Annotated in this window: 19 protein-coding genes; 11 read left to right on the top strand and 8 right to left on the bottom strand. The window is 43.5% G+C overall.

Annotated features, from left to right (window positions below; genetic code table 11):
* Positions 1–273 precede the first annotated feature (273 nt).
* The 5 genes from RH89_RS28980 to RH89_RS02005 all read left to right on the top strand — a co-directional run bounded on the left by RH89_RS28980 (position 274) and on the right by RH89_RS02005 (position 6,621).
* Positions 274–1,305: a Tle-like phospholipase domain-containing protein gene (locus RH89_RS28980; protein WP_004398308.1), complete on the top strand. Its 1,032-nt coding sequence runs from the start codon at positions 274–276 to the stop codon at positions 1,303–1,305.
* A gap of 74 nt (positions 1,306–1,379) precedes the next feature.
* Positions 1,380–2,459, top strand: coding sequence for a TRAP transporter substrate-binding protein (locus tag RH89_RS02020; RefSeq protein WP_004398307.1), 1,080 nt, complete (start codon positions 1,380–1,382; stop codon positions 2,457–2,459).
* Positions 2,460–2,526: 67 nt separating this feature from the next.
* Entirely contained in the window at positions 2,527–3,114 is a 588-nt protein-coding gene (locus RH89_RS02015; RefSeq protein WP_004398306.1) for a TRAP transporter small permease subunit, read from the top strand.
* Positions 3,104–4,456, top strand: a complete 1,353-nt coding sequence (locus RH89_RS02010; protein ID WP_004398305.1) for a TRAP transporter large permease — start codon at positions 3,104–3,106, stop codon at positions 4,454–4,456. Before RH89_RS02015 ends, RH89_RS02010 begins: the two co-directional genes overlap by 11 nt.
* A 311-nt stretch (positions 4,457–4,767) precedes the next feature.
* Positions 4,768–6,621, top strand: coding sequence for a 5'-nucleotidase C-terminal domain-containing protein (locus RH89_RS02005; RefSeq protein ID WP_004398304.1), 1,854 nt, complete (start codon positions 4,768–4,770; stop codon positions 6,619–6,621).
* 241 nt (positions 6,622–6,862) lie between these two features.
* On the opposite strand, the gene RH89_RS02000 is transcribed toward RH89_RS02005, so the two are convergent.
* Together RH89_RS02000 and ppiC are read right to left on the bottom strand one after the other, a co-directional pair.
* Complete coding sequence (locus RH89_RS02000; protein WP_004398303.1) at positions 6,863–7,366, bottom strand: hypothetical protein; 504 nt, start codon at positions 7,364–7,366, stop codon at positions 6,863–6,865.
* Between the two features lie 602 nt (positions 7,367–7,968).
* Positions 7,969–8,247 carry a peptidylprolyl isomerase PpiC gene (gene ppiC / locus RH89_RS01995; RefSeq protein ID WP_004398302.1) on the bottom strand — a complete coding sequence of 93 codons (279 nt, stop codon included), beginning with the start codon at positions 8,245–8,247 and terminating at the stop codon, positions 7,969–7,971.
* Positions 8,248–8,474: 227 nt separating this feature from the next.
* On the opposite strand from ppiC, the gene RH89_RS01990 reads away from it, so the two are divergent.
* Together RH89_RS01990 and yiaY are read left to right on the top strand one after the other, a co-directional pair.
* Positions 8,475–9,380, top strand: a complete 906-nt coding sequence (locus tag RH89_RS01990; protein ID WP_004398301.1) for a chemotaxis protein — start codon at positions 8,475–8,477, stop codon at positions 9,378–9,380.
* Positions 9,381–9,623: 243 nt separating this feature from the next.
* Positions 9,624–10,772, top strand: a complete 1,149-nt coding sequence (gene yiaY / locus RH89_RS01985) for an L-threonine dehydrogenase (RefSeq protein WP_004398300.1) — start codon at positions 9,624–9,626, stop codon at positions 10,770–10,772.
* A 68-nt stretch (positions 10,773–10,840) separates the two neighbouring features.
* Here yiaY and RH89_RS01980 read toward each other — a convergent pair whose 3' ends face one another.
* Entirely contained in the window at positions 10,841–11,302 is a 462-nt protein-coding gene (locus tag RH89_RS01980) for a TetR family transcriptional regulator (protein ID WP_004398299.1), read from the bottom strand.
* A 491-nt stretch (positions 11,303–11,793) separates the two neighbouring features.
* Between RH89_RS01980 and RH89_RS01975 the strand changes: the two genes are divergently transcribed.
* On the top strand, positions 11,794–12,090 hold the full coding sequence (locus tag RH89_RS01975) for a YfcZ/YiiS family protein (RefSeq protein WP_004398298.1): 297 nt from the start codon (positions 11,794–11,796) through the stop codon (positions 12,088–12,090).
* Positions 12,091–12,114: 24 nt separating this feature from the next.
* On the opposite strand, the gene RH89_RS01970 is transcribed toward RH89_RS01975, so the two are convergent.
* Positions 12,115–12,366 (bottom strand): YnjH family protein, encoded by a 252-nt coding sequence (locus RH89_RS01970; protein WP_004398297.1) that lies wholly within the window; start codon positions 12,364–12,366, stop codon positions 12,115–12,117.
* A 226-nt stretch (positions 12,367–12,592) separates the two neighbouring features.
* Between RH89_RS01970 and RH89_RS01965 the strand changes: the two genes are divergently transcribed.
* Positions 12,593–13,189, top strand: a complete 597-nt coding sequence (locus RH89_RS01965) for a hypothetical protein (RefSeq protein WP_004398296.1) — start codon at positions 12,593–12,595, stop codon at positions 13,187–13,189.
* Between the two features lie 40 nt (positions 13,190–13,229).
* Here the strand turns inward: RH89_RS01965 and RH89_RS01960 are convergent, their stop codons facing one another.
* Positions 13,230–14,333 (bottom strand): lysophospholipid acyltransferase family protein, encoded by a 1,104-nt coding sequence (locus RH89_RS01960; protein WP_004398295.1) that lies wholly within the window; start codon positions 14,331–14,333, stop codon positions 13,230–13,232.
* 300 nt (positions 14,334–14,633) lie between these two features.
* On the opposite strand from RH89_RS01960, the gene RH89_RS01955 reads away from it, so the two are divergent.
* Positions 14,634–15,242, top strand: coding sequence for a hypothetical protein (locus tag RH89_RS01955; RefSeq protein ID WP_004398294.1), 609 nt, complete (start codon positions 14,634–14,636; stop codon positions 15,240–15,242).
* A gap of 46 nt (positions 15,243–15,288) precedes the next feature.
* On the opposite strand, the gene RH89_RS01950 is transcribed toward RH89_RS01955, so the two are convergent.
* Both RH89_RS01950 and RH89_RS01945 read right to left on the bottom strand, forming a co-directional pair.
* On the bottom strand, positions 15,289–15,744 hold the full coding sequence (locus RH89_RS01950) for a hypothetical protein (protein ID WP_004398293.1): 456 nt from the start codon (positions 15,742–15,744) through the stop codon (positions 15,289–15,291).
* 57 nt (positions 15,745–15,801) lie between these two features.
* Positions 15,802–16,323 carry a nicotinate-nicotinamide nucleotide adenylyltransferase gene (locus RH89_RS01945; protein ID WP_038144674.1) on the bottom strand — a complete coding sequence of 174 codons (522 nt, stop codon included), beginning with the start codon at positions 16,321–16,323 and terminating at the stop codon, positions 15,802–15,804.
* Between the two features lie 132 nt (positions 16,324–16,455).
* Here RH89_RS01945 and nadE point away from each other — a divergent pair, with 132 nt between their 5' ends.
* Positions 16,456–17,286: an ammonia-dependent NAD(+) synthetase gene (nadE, locus tag RH89_RS01940; protein WP_004398291.1), complete on the top strand. Its 831-nt coding sequence runs from the start codon at positions 16,456–16,458 to the stop codon at positions 17,284–17,286.
* An 82-nt stretch (positions 17,287–17,368) separates the two neighbouring features.
* On the opposite strand, the gene RH89_RS01935 is transcribed toward nadE, so the two are convergent.
* Positions 17,369–17,784, bottom strand: a 416-nt coding sequence (locus RH89_RS01935) for a 2Fe-2S iron-sulfur cluster-binding protein (RefSeq protein ID WP_004398290.1), incomplete at its 5' end; no start/stop codon positions are given.

Below are 17,784 nucleotides of genomic sequence, written 5' to 3'. Positions count from 1 at the left end.
ATCATCCTTCCCTTTCCTCGAGTCCAAATCTCTTTATTTTTCTGACATTAAGCTCAATAAATCGCCAAAACATACCACATCTACTTGTTAGTTCATCAGGAATACGTGACCAAAATCGTATTGAACCTGAGCCATAAACACACTAGCCTATCGTTATATTGAGACTTTTGGTCTCAATATAATAAAAAGGATATTCTAATGAACGCCATTACCTACCTACAATGGAATGAATATCACTGAATGGATACAACGATAAGACTTAAGGAAATGAGCATGAAACTGAAATACACGCTTGCGGGAACGATTTGTCTGGGTCTCGCTTCGACTCAAAGTTTCGCCTTAACCACAGATGAAGCCAACGGTGTCGGCGCTTATATTGAAGCCGTACTGGTTCCAAACTACACCAACACCGCAAACTCTACGGGTACGACCTACAAAACTCATCAGCCACCTTCTATCAATCAATCTGCTGATGCGTTGAAATATCTGGAATTTGCCGAAGTTGTACACACCACCAATGGTGCTCCACAAGGCTGGAATCGAGTTGAAAACGTGGTTGATTACGATTCGGGCTTTTACGCGGGTATCTACACCAAATCAAATAAGGTGGTTGTCGCATTTCGTGGTAGTGAACTGGGTACATCAGACTGGGTAACCAACGGCATTATGGTTCAGGACATGGTGCCAGCACAGTACGCGATGGCGATTGAAAAATCGCAAGACATTAAGAACCGATATTCAGGCTATCAGATTCACTATACCGGACACAGTTTAGGCGGAGGCTTAGCCACTGCGGCTGCAATAACAACGGGTGATCCTGCAACCGCATTTGATGCTGCTGGTTTGGCAAATGCCGTGCTGGAAGAAATTAAGCTCGTCCATAGCAATCAAGGTAAACCTTCTAACCAGTGGAACACCAATGCGAGCCAAATTACCAATTACAATTTAGAGGGAGAATTTGTTTCCGATCTCGACTACCAGCAAGATGCCGATACCTTGGGTCCGACATCCAAGCAATACGGTGATATCCATTATTTATCGGCAGATCGATTTACACCTCTGTTTATAGTAAACAACGGATTAACCCGTCACTTTACAACACCTCTCAAAGAGGAGCTGATGTTCTTATCTCAGCCAATCTATCGAGTAAATACGAGCGACTACACCTCCATAGACAACGACATCAACGGTTTCACTGCGATGTTTTATGTCGATTGGACAGACGACACGCTAGACATTCTTTTCTGGCAAACCAACTTCGCCATTAATTCGTTACCAAGCCTTCTGGCAGATCTGGGGCTTTAGCTTACACGCCAATAGTCGTCTCTTATTAATTTATGGGGTAGCCACATCTGCCCCTAATAAAAAAGGTGTTTACTATGAAAACTCTTACTCTTAAATCAAAAAAGCAACGCCTCAATATCGCAATTGCCGTTGCCATTTCTGCTTCAACACAGATCAGTTTGCCTGCATCGGCAAATGAAAAAGTTCGGTGGAAAGTACAAGCGGTATTCGGTACTCATTTGCCAGCACTTGGTGACCCAATCAAATACGTTTCAGAACAAATCAAAGAAGCAAGTAATGGCAACATTCAGTTCAAGATCTATGAACCGGGAAAACTGGTTCCGCCATTCGGGATAACGGAAGCGGTGAAAAATAAGCAGCTTAACGCTGGCTACACTTGGCTCGGTTACGATCAGGGCAAAATTCCCGCCGCGGCTTTGTTTGCTGCTGTTCCATTTGGAATGGAGCCATGGGCATATGCGTCCTGGTGGTATGACGGAGAAGGCAAAAAACTCGCAGAAAAGCTCTATGCAAAACACAACATCCACCCTGTTTTGTGTTCGGTTATTGGTCCTGAAACGGCGGGATGGTTTAAGAAGGAGCTAAAAAGCCTTAAAGACATCGAAGGTTTGAAAATTCGCTTTGCTGGTCTCGGAGGCAAAGTCATGCAAAAAGCAGGAGCTTCTGTCACCGTTCTTCCGGGCGGAGAAATTTTCCCCGCACTGGAAAAAGGCGCGATAGACGCCAGTGAGTTCTCGATGCCAGCAATCGACCAAATGATGGGCTTCGATAAAATTGCCAAGAACAACTACTTCCCAGGATGGCATCAGACCTTTACTGCGTCTCACCTCGTTGTAAATACCGACACTTGGAAATCACTAACCGATGGTCAGAGAGCGATGATCGACATGGCGTGTACTGCGGGCACTTTCCGCGCTCTGACGCGTGGCGAAGCACTTCAGGGTTCAGTCATCAATGGTTTTGAAGCCAAGAATGTAACAGCAAGACAATTGCCTGACGATGTTTTGGATCAGCTGAAATCTTTGACCGACGAAGTCATGAGCGAAATTTCCGCGAAAGACGCTGACTTCAAAGAAATCTACCAATCTCAGCAAGCCTTTGCCGAGGAATATAAGGTATGGAAGTCCCGAGCTTACCTGCCAAACAAATATTAGGATTTGCGAATAGTCACAATTTATGGCGCCTTGTTTTGGCGCCAGTTTTTTACGGAGGAAGCTGTACATGAGCTCTGTATTACTGCCAGATTCCAATAACAAGGCACTTCTCAACCACCTACCAGATACTGCCTTGTCTTCTTTGCTGGACAAAATCATTAACCGAGTGAACGACGGCATGATTTGGATCTGGCCATTACTGATGTCCATCATCGTTTTTAACGTACTTATGCGCTACCTGATAGGTGAAGGTCGGGTGGAATTTGAAGAGCTTCAATGGCATCTGTATTCTGCAGGCTGGCTCATTGGTTTGAGCTACTGTTTCATCACCGATTCCCACGTACGCGTGGACATTCTTTACGATAACTTCTCGATAAAAACCAAATGCTGGATTGAGCTTGTCGGCATCCTGACTTTGCTTGCTCCGTTTGTGTTTGTGGTTGTCTACTACTCGATTCCGTTTATCGCCTATTCCTGGCAACTGAGTGAAGTTTCAGCCGCCCCTGGTGGTTTGCCTTATCGCTGGTTCATCAAGTCGATACTCTTGGTTGGCTTTGTGTTTCTCTCTTTTGCCGTGGTTTCTCGTTTATCTCGAATCATTGCGGCTTTGATTTCCGGAAAGTTCAGCCGTATGGGAGGGACGAATGGAAATTAATGAGATTCTAGCGATAGGTATGTTTGCCTCCTTTATTGTTCTTCTTTTTTCAGGCTTTCCGGTCGCCTGGATTTTGGGTGGTGTTTCAATTTTATTTTCTGCCATCGCGCTTAGCTTAGATACATGGGCTGATACGTGGATTGGTATAGACTGGCAATACGTTTCCATTGTGATTCCACGTATTTGGGACACCATGAACAATTGGGTTCTGGTTGCCCTACCTATGTTTATCTACATGGGTCTGATGCTGGATCGATCGGGTGTAGCACAGGATCTGATGACGAATCTCGTTCGTTTGTTTGGTCGGGTACGGGGTGGCTTGGCAATCACTGTAACCATTGTCGGGTTGCTACTTGCCGCTTCCACAGGAATTATTGGCGCTGCCGTGGTGCTTCTTTCTGTGCTTGGTATCCCCCTAATGCTTAAACAAGGGTATTCCAAGTCTTTGGCTTGTGGCACAGTTTGCGCGACGGGAACACTGGGAATTTTGATTCCGCCAAGCATTATGCTGGTGATGATGGGAGATAGAATTGGGTTGTCCGTGGGCGATCTGTTTTTGGGTGCGCTTTTCCCCGGTCTTCTGCTTGCTGCCCTCTATGTCGGTTACATCGCCATAACGGGTCTTCTTTTCCCTCAAAAAGCACCTCTTGCAGAAAATGCCGAGCCTGTATCAATCTTTGTAATCTTGCAGGTTTTCAAAGCGGTGCTTGCTCCTGCCAGTTTGATTGTGGCGGTATTGGGGTCGATTTTCTTTGGCATCGCGACCCCGACTGAAGCTTCAGGTGTGGGAGCAGCAGGGGCAACGCTTCTTGCCTGGTCGAAAGGTGCATTAAACCGGACGGTTTTGAAAGAAGTCGGTGAAGAAACCACAAAAACGACGGCCTTTATTTTCGCTTTATTTGTTGGAGCAACAGCATTTTCACTGGTGCTAAGGGGTCTTGGAGGGGATGAATTAATAGAGGGTGCGCTAACGAACCTGGATATGAGCCCTAACGGTATTATTATCGCGATTCTGATTGCCGTATTTTTACTGGGCTTCTTTTTGGACTGGATCGAGATAACGTTAATTGTGTTACCACTGGTAGCACCCGTTGTCTCTTCACTTGGGTTTGATTTGATCTGGTTTACCGTTTTATTCGCAGTATGCCTGCAAACGTCATTCTTAACCCCGCCAGTCGGCTTTGCGCTCTTTTACATGAAGGGAGTTGCGCCAGATGGCGTCACTATAGGTAACATTTATCGAGGCGTTATACCCTTTATTATTCTGCAGGTTATCGCTCTGGGAATTGTATTCAACTTCCAACAAATCGTGACCTGGCTACCTGGAGTGGCTTACGGATAACGAAAAGCGGTTTGCCTTGTATTCACTCATGTGCAGGGCAACATCGCCAGTTGCTGACCTTTCTTGTTAGAAGTCTTTTGAAGATCTTTTTTCTTGGAAGCGATTCTCATTTTTGAGTAGCCAGAACCACATTTAGGTTACATTTTACTTACTCTTATTGATAAATCTCACAGTTTTATTGTAACCAAATAATATTTTTCGACGTTATTCTCAATATTCCTATGTAAGTTCAAAAAAATTTTCATTTCAAACCTATAATGAGGAGCTGTGAAAACGCCAACCTTCTAATAATCAAATTGTAGGGACGAAAAATGAAAACTAGCCCATTGGCATTGGCCATCTTGTCGGCAGTGGTTGCTTCAGGATGCGCAACAAGCAAATCGAATACTTCTCCATTCGATCTGACAATCTTACACGTTAACGATCACCACTCACACTTAGAGCCTTCTCGTCAAAAGCTCAAGCTAGCAGGTCAATCTACTTATGCACAAGTTGGTGGTTTCCCGGCACTGGTTACAGCGCTGAACCAACGTGCTGAAGCAAATGAGAATGTGCTAAAACTCCACGCGGGTGATGCAATCTCAGGTACCCTTTACTACGCGCTGTTCAAAGGCGAAGCAGATGCAGCTTTGATGAACCACGCGTGTTTCGATGCTTTCGCACTTGGTAACCACGAATTTGATGATGGCGATGCAGGTCTTGCGCGCTTCCTTGACTGGTTGAACGCGGGCAACTGTCCTCCTGAAGTTCTTGCAGCAAACGTAATTCCTAAGCAGGGTGTTTCTCCACTTGCTCAAAATTCTGCAAATGATTACTTCAAGCCATACACGATCAAACAATACGGCGATCACAAAATCGGTATTGTTGGTATCGACATCGCTAACAAGACGATGAACTCATCAAACCCAGATGAAACGACTCAGTTCTTGAACGAAGTTGAAACAGCGCAAAAATACATTGATGAGTTAGTGTCTAAAGACGTTTCTAAAATCGTTCTTCTGACGCACTACCAGTACTCAAATGACTTGCAACTTGCAGAAGCTCTGACAGATGTTGATGTGATCATTGGCGGTGACTCACACACGTTGCTTGGTGACTTTGACGCAGTCGGTCTTAAGAGCGAAGGGCCTTACCCGACACTAAGAACTAACAAAGACGGCGATCAAGTTTGTGTCGCTCAGGCTTGGCAATACAGCCAGATCCTAGGTGAACTAACAGTTTCCTTCGATGGCAACAAAGTCGCGTCTTGTTCTGGTACTCCTCACCTGCTAATGGGTCAAGACTTTAAGCGTAAAGACTCAAACGGTAAACGACAGCCTGTGACTGGTGCAGAGCTAGAAGCCATCGTTGCAGACATCAATGCTCAACCAAACCTGGTTCAGGTTACGCCAGATGCAGCAACACAGAAAACACTATCTGCTTACTCCCAGAAACTGGATGAGTTGAAAGACAAAGAAATCGCTCAGTCAACAGAGCTACTTTGCTACGAGCGTGTTCCTGGTCAACAAAAACACAACGGTGCAGACGGCTGTGATACTCACACCATCCAGCACGGTTCTCAAGTTGCTGACCTAGTGGCGCAAGCGTTCCTGGCTGAAACAAAGCGTGCAGACGTTGCAATTCAGAACGGCGGTGGCGCTCGTGCAAACATCACTCAGGGTAAGTTCACTGTCGCTGGTGCAACTAAAGTACTTCCTTTCAACAACACCATGGTTAATCTGACCATGACTGGTGCTCAGGTTAAGAAAGTACTGAACGAAGCGGTAGATAAAGCGTACCTAGAGTTTGTAGATAACAGTGCAGACGGTTCTGACGGTGCATACCCATACTCAGCGGGTATTCGTTATGATGTAGACTTCAACCGCCCTGCTGGTCAGCGTGTCCACAATTTCGAAGTTAAAGCGAAAGGTGACGGCACTTGGTCTAAGCTAAGTGACGACAGAGAACTGGTTGTTGTAACTAACAACTACATCGCTGGTGGTAAAGATGGATACCTAACCTTTGGTGAAATATCGGCTGACAAGTCTAAGTACGAAGACACTTTGAAGCTCTACACCGAAACCTTCATCGATTACGTTCGTGGTTTGACGGCTAACGGTCAGAAAATCAAACCTGTTGCTGAAGCAGATCGTAGTACACAGAAGTTCACTCCAAAAGCAAACTAATTGCTAATAAAGTCGACCAAGTTAATTGCTTGGTCGATTTTTACTTCTTAGAAATAGTATTTCTACTATCCCAGCTAAGCATATTAAAAATTTTAATATAAGATACAAGTTTCATTATCTAATATAAATCCTGCCATTACCTTAAATTAGAATGATTCTTAATTACATGTATTAAAATGAAATGAGAAGTGTATTTCACAATGATGCTTCCATCAAAAACAAACATATTAATTTATTCGTGTCATGGAATTGATAATACATGCTTAGATATGTAGTCCAATCCTTTAAGGCTCACACAATAATCGAAAATATCTCCATTATGTGTGATTCTTATAAACAACTTGTTGGCATGCTGAATATCTCTTAGAAACCCTTCAATAAACTCTTCATAGAGCGTGAAATACTTGTGCCCTCCCTCATTGATGTATGGCTTACTCATTACTGCCTTGAAATCCTTTTCGTTGACACTGTAGTCTACGTTTACGTCATCTAAGCTGTGTAGCCTTACATTCTGATTTAGGAATCGAACACTGTATCCATCTTTCAATTGCTGTATTGACATACCTGTTTTTATGTAACCTGATACTTTATCTCGCTCAAGTGACATAGCGAGTGTCTCTTTAAATCCCGCGTCTAGATTAACTGATTGAATGTATTTCCAGTCACCAGATTTCATTACATTGGCATTGCTACTAAAGCTCACAAAATTTACGAATAAAAACAAAGTTACTACTATAATTTTCATTTCTTATCTCTTTAAAACTTAGTAAATCTAAGTTTATCCTCATGCCACATATCAATTTTAAGAAAATTGAAACATTTGTTACGGAACTTGAGCTACCTATTCAATTCTATTGAATAAGTATTTACTTCGAATGGTTCTTTATATTTTGGAATTTAGCTCTGGTTTATTTTGTTCAGAATGAACTTGATTCTATGTTTTTATTACGAATCAGTTTGGTATATGCGTAATGCCATACATTTGAAACATGTTAGAAAGAAAACCCGAATGAAAACTGTAGGGCGTTGTTTGCTTCGTTATAGCCAAAGGTCTAAGGTCTAAGGTCTACACCAAAGCTATCTTCAGAAAATTAGATCACGTTTGTTGGGTACCTTGAAGGTAGCTCCAAAAATAAGAATTTCGCCTTGGCAATAATTGTCGGGTAAGAAAAGTTGGTTTTCGGTTGGGAGCAAGAGTTTTCACCGCTGAGAAGTACGACGCTCATACATCTGAACTTAACAAATTCAAAGGTTGTTAAGTTCAGATGTTGAATTCTCACGGCTTTAGAGAAAAGGGAGCAAAGAAGTGCGTCCAATAGCACTTCTTACAAAGAAAGGTTTGTTTGGCTAAGTACGGTAAAGAACTTTCACTACGTGCCAGCCAAATTTCGTTTTCACAATAAAAGGTTTCAGAATTTCTCCAGTGAATACCGCTTTGTCGAACTGAGGCACCATCTGACCTTTTTTAAATTCACCAAGATCTCCACCTTTTTTACCTGATGGGCAAGTCGAGTATTTTTTGGCTAGTGCCTGAAACTTCGCACCTTTCTTGAGCTGTGCGAGAATGTCGTCGGCTTTGTCTTTGTGTTTCACCAAAATGTGTAATGCTGCTGCGGTTCTTGCCATAGGAATGTCTCAGTGTTTTGAAAGGCTCGGATTGTAACCGAAAGCCAGCCCAACTTCATGTCTTGTCTTGCTAGAAAGCAAACAATCTAAAATTCAATAACATACGACAACAAACACCGTATGAGCCGTAAAAGAAACAAATAGACGCACTTAAATTGATCTAAACCGAAGCCAAATGCCAAGTTTAATTGTAAAATGTAAGTGAGTTTACCTACCCGGAATCATTTATGAAAAGCAAAGCCAATCAGTCTCAAGGAATGCTGATGTTCAAATTGACGCTTCAGCAGAGCTTTGCCATCGGCACACTTAAAGTTCGGGAAATCGTCCCTTATGCGCCTACCACGCAAATCCCTTATTCTCATCCTCATGTGGTTGGTACTATCCCTATTCGTGATCTTACAGTGCCTGTTATCGATATGGCTGCAGCCATTGGGTTCAGACCAATTGCACCGGAAGAATACGAAAACAGTTACCTTATCGTAACCGACTGCCTGCGTACTATTGTGGCGTTCATGGTTCGTGATATTGAAAAGATCATCGAGTGCGACTGGCGTTCTATTGAATCGGCTCCAGACACGGTCGGAGACAACGTCTTTGTAACTGGCATTACCCGACACGAAGACAAAATTGTTCAAATGCTGGATGTAGAGTTGCTGCTATCGAAAATATACCCAGAGCACGACAGTCAGCGTATTCCTATTTTGACAGACGTCGAACGCGAGCGGTTGAAACCACTTAGTATATTGTTGGTGGATGACTCAAGTATCGCTCGAAAACAGCTTTCAGATGCATTGGACAGCATTAACATTCCTTATCAGGTATGCAAAAACGGGGCGGATGCACTTGAGCTGATGAAGAACGATGCAAATAACCACAAACCCGTTAATATTCTGGTCAGCGATATCGAAATGCCAGGGCTGGATGGCTATGAGCTGGCATTTGAAATTCAGAACGACACGACATTAAGTAACTCATATCGAATTCTTCATACGTCGCTCTCGAGTGAAATTTGTGTAGACAGAGCACATCAGGTTGGTGCGCATGAGGCCCTGACCAAGTTTGACGCGACCGAGCTGGTTCAGGCGATGCTACGCGGAGCGAAACAACTTGAAGAATCTGTAAGCACCGCTTAGCAAAAGCTACAGACACTTTTATTAACAAAAGCCGGTTTTATACTGGCTTTTTTATTGCCTTCTCCCCAACACAAATATGCGCTAATTCACATAAATTTGAAATCTATTTCAATTGCCGTCATTCGTTGCTCTAGATCAACAAATCCAACCTGTTTCATAAGCAAAGTAGAGTCATACCAACTACAACTCCCTATTTAAGGGAGCACACAAAGCAATGTATATAACAATAATGGAGACTCTGAAATGACGAGTGCATTTTTTATCCCTACCGTAAACCTAATGGGCGCAGGCTGCTTGAATGACGCCGCAGATAGTATTCAATCCCAAGGTTTCAAAAAAGGTTTGATTGTAACGGATAAAGTTCTGAACCAAATTGGCGTGGTCAAGCAGGTGCAAGATCTGCTGGCAGACAGAGCGGTAGAAACCGTTGTATTCGACGGTACACAGCCAAACCCTACAATTGGAAACGTAGAGCTAGGCTTAGAGCTACTGACCGAAAATGATTGTGACTTTGTTATCTCTCTGGGCGGAGGTTCACCACACGACTGTGCTAAAGGTATCGCATTAGTCGCTGCAAACGGAGGCAAGATTGCCGATTATGAAGGTGTTGATCAGTCAGCCAAGCCTCAGTTGCCTTTAATTGCCATTAACACTACGGCGGGTACTGCTTCGGAGATGACACGCTTCTGCATCATTACAGATGAAGAAAGACACATCAAAATGGCTATCGTAGACAAGCACACTACCCCGCTGATTTCCGTCAACGATCCTGAGCTAATGCTAGCGAAACCTTCCTCGCTCACCGCCGCAACAGGTATGGACGCGCTGACTCACGCTATTGAAGCATACGTATCCACGGCGGCGACTCCGATTACCGATGCTGTCGCAATCAAAGCCATTGAGCTCATTCAGGCGCATTTAAGAACGGCAGTGAGTAACGGTGAAGATATCGAAGCGCGTGAACAAATGGCATACGCACAGTTTATGGCTGGCATGGCATTCAATAATGCTTCACTGGGTTACGTTCATGCAATGGCACACCAGTTGGGCGGTTTCTACGACCTTCCGCATGGTGTATGTAACGCAGTGCTTCTGCCACACGTTCAAAAATACAATGCGCAAGTATGCCCTGGTCGTCTGAAGGATGTCGCTGCAGCAATGGGGGTTGAAGTAACACAGATGACAGACGAACAGGGTGCTGAAGCAGCCCTTGAAGCCATCAGAGCCCTGTCAAAGGATGTTGGTATACCTGCCGGGCTCGAAGCGCTCGGAGCTAGAGCTGATGACATCCCGGTATTAGCAGAAAATGCACTAAAAGACGCTTGTGGACTCACCAATCCAAAGCAAGCGACTCATGACGAGATCTCTTCAATCTTCCGGGCAGCCATGTAAGCTTTTGAAGTAAGAAAAAGAAACCCAGCCATTTGGCTGGGTTTCTTTATAAAGGATTAAGACTCGGATTAGCCTGCCATACGGACTAAGCTTTTTCCAAACAACACATCCAGATCCTCGCGAGTAGAATCACCGTAGTTGTCTTCTACCATTTTATATAGACGCTCAATTCCAGCTCGAGCGAATTCGTGCGCATTCTCCGACGTCACGATATGGTGGAAAAGTAAACGTAGAATTGCTAAAAACTCTGCGTTATCAAGGGCTTTAACCCAGCTTGATTTAAAGCTCTCAATCCCTTCATCCAGTACCAGATGTGCCACAAACATTTTAAAAATGCGACCATCTAATGCTGCTGTAAAATCCGTTTTCTTAGGGAAATGGTGACTGATACCTGTACGAGAGACGCCTGTTTGTTGACTCAAAGTGGTGTAAGACATTTTGTCGTATCCCAACGTAATTAGCTGGTCTACAACTGCATCCATAATTTTCTGAATGGTAATCTCAGTATCTTCTTTACTACGCTTTGGCATGTTAAGGCTCTTCTATTTTATATGTTTAAGTACACCCCAACCGAGGTCAGAATGACTTATAGTATTATGTTCGATATTTTAAAAATCTCAACAGATTGAGGAATATATAAGCAAGTATTCACGAAATTTGTGATTTGCTAGGAGTAAATCTAAATGGGGCGAAATCTCTAAGACTCCGCCCATTTGATCGACTCTATACCGGTAAAACTTGGTTTATTTAAAACATTCGTTTCGCAAATGATTCCGATTTCCCAAATATTCTTACAAATTACTCAATTGGGCAATACGGCCATATTTTAGGACGCGAAAAAGCCTGAATCGCGTTCACTTTTGCGTGACAGGCATCACATAAACACCATGAATATATCGTTACAAAACACTATTCCAACCCTTTATTCATTGTAAAAAAATGTTTCCAACAGGCTGAAATTCTGTGGTTTTCATTTACACAGAAGAGTAACATGTCCTTATATTTTGTAAGAGGATACGTTATGACAACTGAAGTACAAGAAAACCAGGTGTGTGAAGCATGCGGTTGCAGTGCCGAGATGGGCTTTATCATTAAAGAGGGTGATGATGTGGCTCAGGTTACCCTTTATGGTGCCGAGGACTCACAGCTTGACGCTGAGCTGAATAAGTATGTCGAACTAGCGAAAACGGTTTCTGACGAAGTCCAGCATGAAACTCAGAAGTTGGAAGGAGAATCAGGTTTACAAGTCAGATTTAAATTCACATGCAGCGCAGAAAAGCTGATCTTTGAACTAAAAACTCGCTCGCTAGCCCGTTGAGTTTTTTGAGTGGCTAACCTAAGGTTAGCCACCTTGATCCAATTGTAACCATCTCAGATCACCGTTGAGTTCGAACTCCTGCTCTTTCTGACAGATCAGATAAATCTCCCCCACCTTAATGACTGATCCTAAGGTGTATGCCTTGTCCTCGTAATAACAAAGTCTCTCGAACAATTTACCATCTGTAATAACAACTGGAGATTTGGGCGTAGAGACAGATTTCGCGTGTGCTACTCCAGATATAACCAAAAGCACGACCAGAACAAAATTTCGCATCTTTATCCTCAAGCTAATGATGACTTCAAGAACTATATACTCAGGCTACCTCAAGGGGCTTCTGATTTCGAAGTAGAGAAGCTTAAACTGAAACAGAAGATAGAGCTCTGAATCCTGTATCTTTAGGAAGCCTGAGTATAGGTTATAGTTCAAAATCCTATACTTATCCTTGATGTAAGCTTACTATCAAAGCAAGGTCACATAACTTCTGGCAAAGGATCAAAGCATGCGTATTGGTATTATTTTGGCGGGTGTTCTTCTGGCAATTGGGGCACAGGCAAAACCACTCGACCAGTATAAAATCCTTAACCACATAGATAACTATGGCAACGTTCATCTTCGCAATACCCACTACACTTCCCTGCCGGATGGAATGAAAGTGAAAGGTAATTTAAACATTGCGAAAACACAGATCGAAAAGTTACCTAAGGGTTTAGAAATTGGCGGAAGTTTAGACGCGTCCAACAGTCAACTATCCTTTATCGCTAAAGGAACCCAAATTAAAGGCTATGGGAATTTCCTTGGCTCCCAAATTAAAAAGTGGAACGCAGGCGTAAAGGTAGGAGGCTATCTTAACTTTACCGATACCCCCCTTGAGAATTTACCACCAGGGCTTATCGTCACTGGGGATTTGAGCGTTATCCGCACACCGCTAGAAGAGCTGCCTCAGCCACTCACTGTAGAAGGCGACCTTTATATTGGAGGCTCCAAAATCACCAAGCTCCCAGACGAGCTAACGGTTGATGGAAACATTTACTTGGGTGGTAACCACATTACCTATTGGCCAAAAGATCTCAAGCTTGGTGGCGCTGTAGCGAGGTAATCAACAAGAACTAAAAAGGAGTGCTATGCACTCCTTTTATTTAAGACTGATTTGCCACCGGATTGGCGTACATTTGCTTCAGAAACTCATGCGCACCTTCGGGTAGCTCTCTCAACTTACTTTCTAGCGACTCTTTTGCTTTGTCGTCCGACTGCTCGCCAGTCTCGGCGGCGTAGTAGTTGATAGGGAAAAGCTTATAGATAGAGTGAATTTGATCGTCGATCTCTTGCGCCAATGCTTCAGGCGTTTCAAAGTCATCTTCAATCACTTCGCCGAAGCTAACGTGAACACGTCCTTTGTAACCCACAATACCCTGAATGATACTTTCGATATCTTCAAACTCGCTTTTCTCATAAGTGCCCTCTTCTGCCTTGGCGTAAAGCTCTTTCGCTTTAGCGATATCACAAGGGTCGTTTTCGTATGAAATAGCAACAGGTACGATTTTTAGCGTTTTAACGTAGTCTGCAAAAGGCATTTTTTGTTTACGCCCTTCCACATGAAGCATTTTCAAAATCGCAGGATCGGTTTTGTCATTCCCATCTTTGGCACGCCCTTCTTTCTGAGCAATCCAGATAGAGTTATCCGTATCCAGTGAATGCTTGATATAGGAAGACAACTGACCCAGTGCTTTCATCATTTCACGAGGCGCTTTTGCGCTGCGGTTAACAATAAAGCTTTTGTTCAGCTTCATAAGCTCTGTAGCACAAGGCTTTTTAAGCAGGTTATCACCAATAGCAATACGTACTGTTTTGTGTTGATTGCGGTGTAAACCCCAGTTAACCAACGCAGGATCCATGGCGATATCACGGTGATTAGAGATAAAGAGATAAGGCGTGTTTTTGTCCAGTGTTTCTAAACCAGAGTAAGTCACACCATCCGTTGTGGTTTCCAACGTTTTGCGAAGGTACTTTTCCACTTCCATTTGAATGGCATAAACCGAATCCAGTTTTGCCCATTTAAACTTCAGATAGACCTTAACGATCGGACTCATCAGAGCCTTAAACCAAGGAGCATGGTTGCTAAAGCGATGTTCTAAAATGGCAGAGATGAACTCTTCGTCGTTTATCAGGCGTTCAATGGCAGCAGGAATTTCGTCATCATTATAAGGACGAATTTCTTTATAAGGATCGGTTTTAGTTGTCATTTAATCTATACGTCAATTAAAAATCCGGCATATTCTACGCGTACTTAGAGAAGTACGCAGCTAATGAATGCGTTTATTGGTTAAGGTCAGACCAGATTATCATCTATTTGTAACAACTTACTGATCCAAACCTTCATTTATAACATTTGTGTCTCATGCAAACAGACAATCGGACACCTGCCTAGTTCACCCAATTCTCATTTATTGCAAAACCTTAACCAGCATTACCAAGACTTTTCATTGGCATTTTCATCAAGAAAAGATACTCTTCATACCAGTAAAAATATCCGGAAAACCTTTATGAATTATGCGGTAGAGCATCAAAACACGGTTTATTCATTTCTTGTCACCACTCCCCGAAAAAAGCGCATTAAGCATAGCCTGATTTATGTTGATTCAGGGCTGGTATTGGTCAAGTTAGGGAAGAATGAATACGCTGTCGAGCAGGACAATGCCATCTGGTTGCCCTTTGATTGCCTGACTTCTGTCACCTTTGTCCCTGGTTCACGTGTTACGCAGATCGATTTCTCGGTGAGGTTGCAGGACAAGTTCCCAACACAGGCTGGCTTTGTTTCCCTGCCTCCGGTTTCAAAAGCCATTCTAGAAAAGCTGTCTTCTGTGAACGTTACCGAACAGGACAAGTCAAACCTGCTTGCGGTTGTGCGCGATGAATCCCGCTCACTTCGACCTTTACTGGATATGTCGCCGCTTAGCTTACAGATTTCGCAATGGAGCGCGGATGAAGAAAGTGAACTGAGCAAAGAATTGTTGCTGGTACTGAGTCTGCGTGAGGCGAAGAAAAAAATGCTGTCGGGAACCAAGCGTGAATTGGTTATTGATGAGTTTTTTGCAGGAAGAGAAGAAGAGTTCGAACAGCTAGCAATGTTAGTTATGGGCGAAAGTTTGTAGATAAGCCCACTTCAAATTACCGAGCCGTATAACGCAAAAAGTGCCTTTAAAAAGGCACTTCTACTTGAAGCATAACATCGCCAGGTTGCTGATTATGCCAGCGGTAGTCAATTCGCATTCGTGGCTCATCTTCCTTCCGCTCACCTAGCCCCAGACTGAACATAAGACCCGTGGCTTCAAGGCGCTCTGAGTATGTCATATCGTCATACTTCTCTTCATATTCTTCTGGCATCCAGACACCAATACCAAAGTGATTGCTTTCAATGCTGGAAGAAAGAAGCGGGTCGCTACCAGACTGAAGAGACCATTCTTCCCAATAGTCTTCTTGCTTGATAGGAGCGATGATCATATCCGTTACTTCAGAGATGCCTGAAGAAAGATTATCGAAGCCTCTCACGATTGACGCACACACACTGTCCTGCTCTTTGTCCACCATCACAATAGATGCGTGGTTCTGCAGTGATTCGCATGCAAATACTGGAATCGAAATGAAACCAAGCATACAAACTAATTTGCAACAACGTTTGGTCATCGATTTGAGCCCTCTAAAAAATACTGGCTATATCTTCTGATACAAATTGTGATTAAGCAAGAAATTATTGACAGAACTGGTAGTTAGAGCTGATACCGATTCATTTTGAGCTAATTTCTCACGAATAAGCGTACTTCTGATCGACACCTTTTCCGGACAAGCCATTACCGTCCACTTTTTAACGATCTCTTCTGAACGGTAAAACTTAGAAAACTGGAAGAAATTATCTGGACCAACTACGAAAGTGATATCGGCATCCGGATAGATTTCCTGAATTTTTGTCAGCACAGCGAATGTGGTAACACTCTCTCCGGGGACATACATCTCAGCTTCCACAGAGCACAGCTCAAGATTATTTTGAGCTAAATCCGAAATAAACAGTTCAACCATTTGGCAACGAAAATCGAAGTCCGCCATTTCCTTACCCCACGCATGAGCGTAGCTTGGAAGCAGTAAAACTTTGTCAAAATGAGTCAGTGATTCGATGACACTTTTGTGCCCAAGTGTTGGTGGATTAAATGCACTACCAAATATTGCAATTTTCATCATAGTCGTAGGATTAAATCGGGCACGTTTTCTTAACCGGAATAGATGCGCGATTCATTCAAATCAGTGTTTAATAATGGAAAGATTGGAGTATGATAAAACAGAATTAACTCTGCTGCATGAAAAGGAAAAATAATGGAACATCAAATCCGTGACGAAATGCGAGTCTTGGCATCTATTGACCCACATTTTGAGATTCAGCGTCGCGTTGATTTTATTAAACGCAAACTTATGGAGTCTGGCTGCAAATCTTTGGTACTGGGTATTAGTGGCGGTGTCGACTCCTCTACTTGTGGAAAGCTTGCACAACTTGCAGTAGACAAGCTTAACGAAGAAACCGGCAGTAATGACTATCAGTTCATCGCCGTTCGTCTGCCATATGGTGTTCAAAAGGACGAAGATGAAGCGCAACTGGCTCTTAGCTTTATCCAGCCAACGCATTCTGTCTCTGTCAACATCAAGCAAGGTGTCGATGGTATGCACGCCGCGTCTCATGAAGCCTTAGAGGGTACGGGACTTATCCCAACCGATGCCGCCAAGGTAGACTTTGTTAAAGGTAACGTAAAAGCTCGCGCTCGTATGGTTGCCCAGTATGAGATCGCAGGCTATGTTGGTGGGTTGGTGTTAGGAACGGATCACTCAGCCGAAAACATCACAGGTTTTTACACGAAGTTTGGTGATGGTGCTTGTGACCTCGCTCCTCTGTTTGGTCTGAGTAAACGTCAGGTACGCGAACTGGCTGATACACTTGGAGCACCAGAAGTTCTGGTTCAGAAAACTCCAACAGCGGATTTGGAAGAACTTGATCCGCAGAAAGCCGATGAAGATGCGTTAAACCTCACCTACGACCAAATCGATGACTTCCTGGAAGGGAAGCCTGTTTCAGACGAAGTGAAAAATAAATTGATTGCAATCTACAAAGCAACGCAACACAAGCGTCAGCCTATCCCAACCATATACGATTAAGATCCTTCCTCTTACTTTAGAGGTGATTTAAACGCAAAACAGAGAGCCTTAAGCTCTCTGTTTTCATTTTGGGTTGCTATGTTTAATTCGAATCAACTTCAACATCACCCAGTGGTGTACTGCAACAGGCAAGGACAATGCCGTCTTCTTTGTCTCCAGGCATAATGGCAGGCACATCCGGCGTTTCAAACTCGCCACTCACCACTTTTACCCGGCAAGCTCCACACAAACCCGCTCGACAGCTATTCGCAATATTAATCCCTGCATCTTCCGCTTGCATTAATAGCGGTTTTTGATTGGTGCCTGTAAACGACTGACCATTAACGGTGATCTGAATGCTTTTTTCTTCAATGGCATTGGGTTTTGCAACTCCAAACGCTTCCTGATGATATAAGCTCTCGTCCAACCCCATCTTGAACAACAGGCTCTTGGTTTGCGCCATAAAACCATTAGGTCCACAAACAAAAACCTGCCTGGAGTTCAGATCCGGAATTTTCT

The sequence above is a fragment of the Vibrio nigripulchritudo ATCC 27043 genome (genome assembly GCF_000222685.1).
GTDB classification, from domain to species: Bacteria; Pseudomonadota; Gammaproteobacteria; order Enterobacterales; family Vibrionaceae; genus Vibrio; species Vibrio nigripulchritudo.
The sequence above is the reverse complement of the archived record's forward strand: the minus strand, read 5'-3'. Positions and strand labels throughout refer to the sequence as shown.

Bases quoted from the DNA above. Each gene is read 5' to 3' on its own strand.
- RH89_RS01980 (WP_004398299.1), bottom strand. From the start codon at position 11,302: ATGCCAAAGCGTAGTAAAGAAGATACTGAGATTACCATTCAGAAAATT.
- RH89_RS01950 (WP_004398293.1), bottom strand. From the start codon at position 15,744: ATGCTTGGTTTCATTTCGATTCCAGTATTTGCATGCGAATCACTGCAG.
- RH89_RS01965 (WP_004398296.1), top strand. From the start codon at position 12,593: ATGCGTATTGGTATTATTTTGGCGGGTGTTCTTCTGGCAATTGGGGCA.
- RH89_RS02010 (WP_004398305.1), top strand. From the start codon at position 3,104: ATGGAAATTAATGAGATTCTAGCGATAGGTATGTTTGCCTCCTTTATT.
- RH89_RS28980 (WP_004398308.1), top strand. From the start codon at position 274: ATGAAACTGAAATACACGCTTGCGGGAACGATTTGTCTGGGTCTCGCT.
- nadE (WP_004398291.1), top strand. From the start codon at position 16,456: ATGGAACATCAAATCCGTGACGAAATGCGAGTCTTGGCATCTATTGAC.
- RH89_RS02000 (WP_004398303.1), bottom strand. From the start codon at position 7,366: ATGAAAATTATAGTAGTAACTTTGTTTTTATTCGTAAATTTTGTGAGC.
- RH89_RS01970 (WP_004398297.1), bottom strand. From the start codon at position 12,366: ATGCGAAATTTTGTTCTGGTCGTGCTTTTGGTTATATCTGGAGTAGCA.
- RH89_RS01945 (WP_038144674.1), bottom strand. From the start codon at position 16,323: ATGATGAAAATTGCAATATTTGGTAGTGCATTTAATCCACCAACACTT.
- RH89_RS01990 (WP_004398301.1), top strand. From the start codon at position 8,475: ATGAAAAGCAAAGCCAATCAGTCTCAAGGAATGCTGATGTTCAAATTG.
- RH89_RS02015 (WP_004398306.1), top strand. From the start codon at position 2,527: ATGAGCTCTGTATTACTGCCAGATTCCAATAACAAGGCACTTCTCAAC.
- yiaY (WP_004398300.1), top strand. From the start codon at position 9,624: ATGACGAGTGCATTTTTTATCCCTACCGTAAACCTAATGGGCGCAGGC.
- RH89_RS01975 (WP_004398298.1), top strand. From the start codon at position 11,794: ATGACAACTGAAGTACAAGAAAACCAGGTGTGTGAAGCATGCGGTTGC.
- RH89_RS02020 (WP_004398307.1), top strand. From the start codon at position 1,380: ATGAAAACTCTTACTCTTAAATCAAAAAAGCAACGCCTCAATATCGCA.
- RH89_RS02005 (WP_004398304.1), top strand. From the start codon at position 4,768: ATGAAAACTAGCCCATTGGCATTGGCCATCTTGTCGGCAGTGGTTGCT.
- RH89_RS01960 (WP_004398295.1), bottom strand. From the start codon at position 14,333: ATGACAACTAAAACCGATCCTTATAAAGAAATTCGTCCTTATAATGAT.
- RH89_RS01955 (WP_004398294.1), top strand. From the start codon at position 14,634: ATGAATTATGCGGTAGAGCATCAAAACACGGTTTATTCATTTCTTGTC.
- ppiC (WP_004398302.1), bottom strand. From the start codon at position 8,247: ATGGCAAGAACCGCAGCAGCATTACACATTTTGGTGAAACACAAAGAC.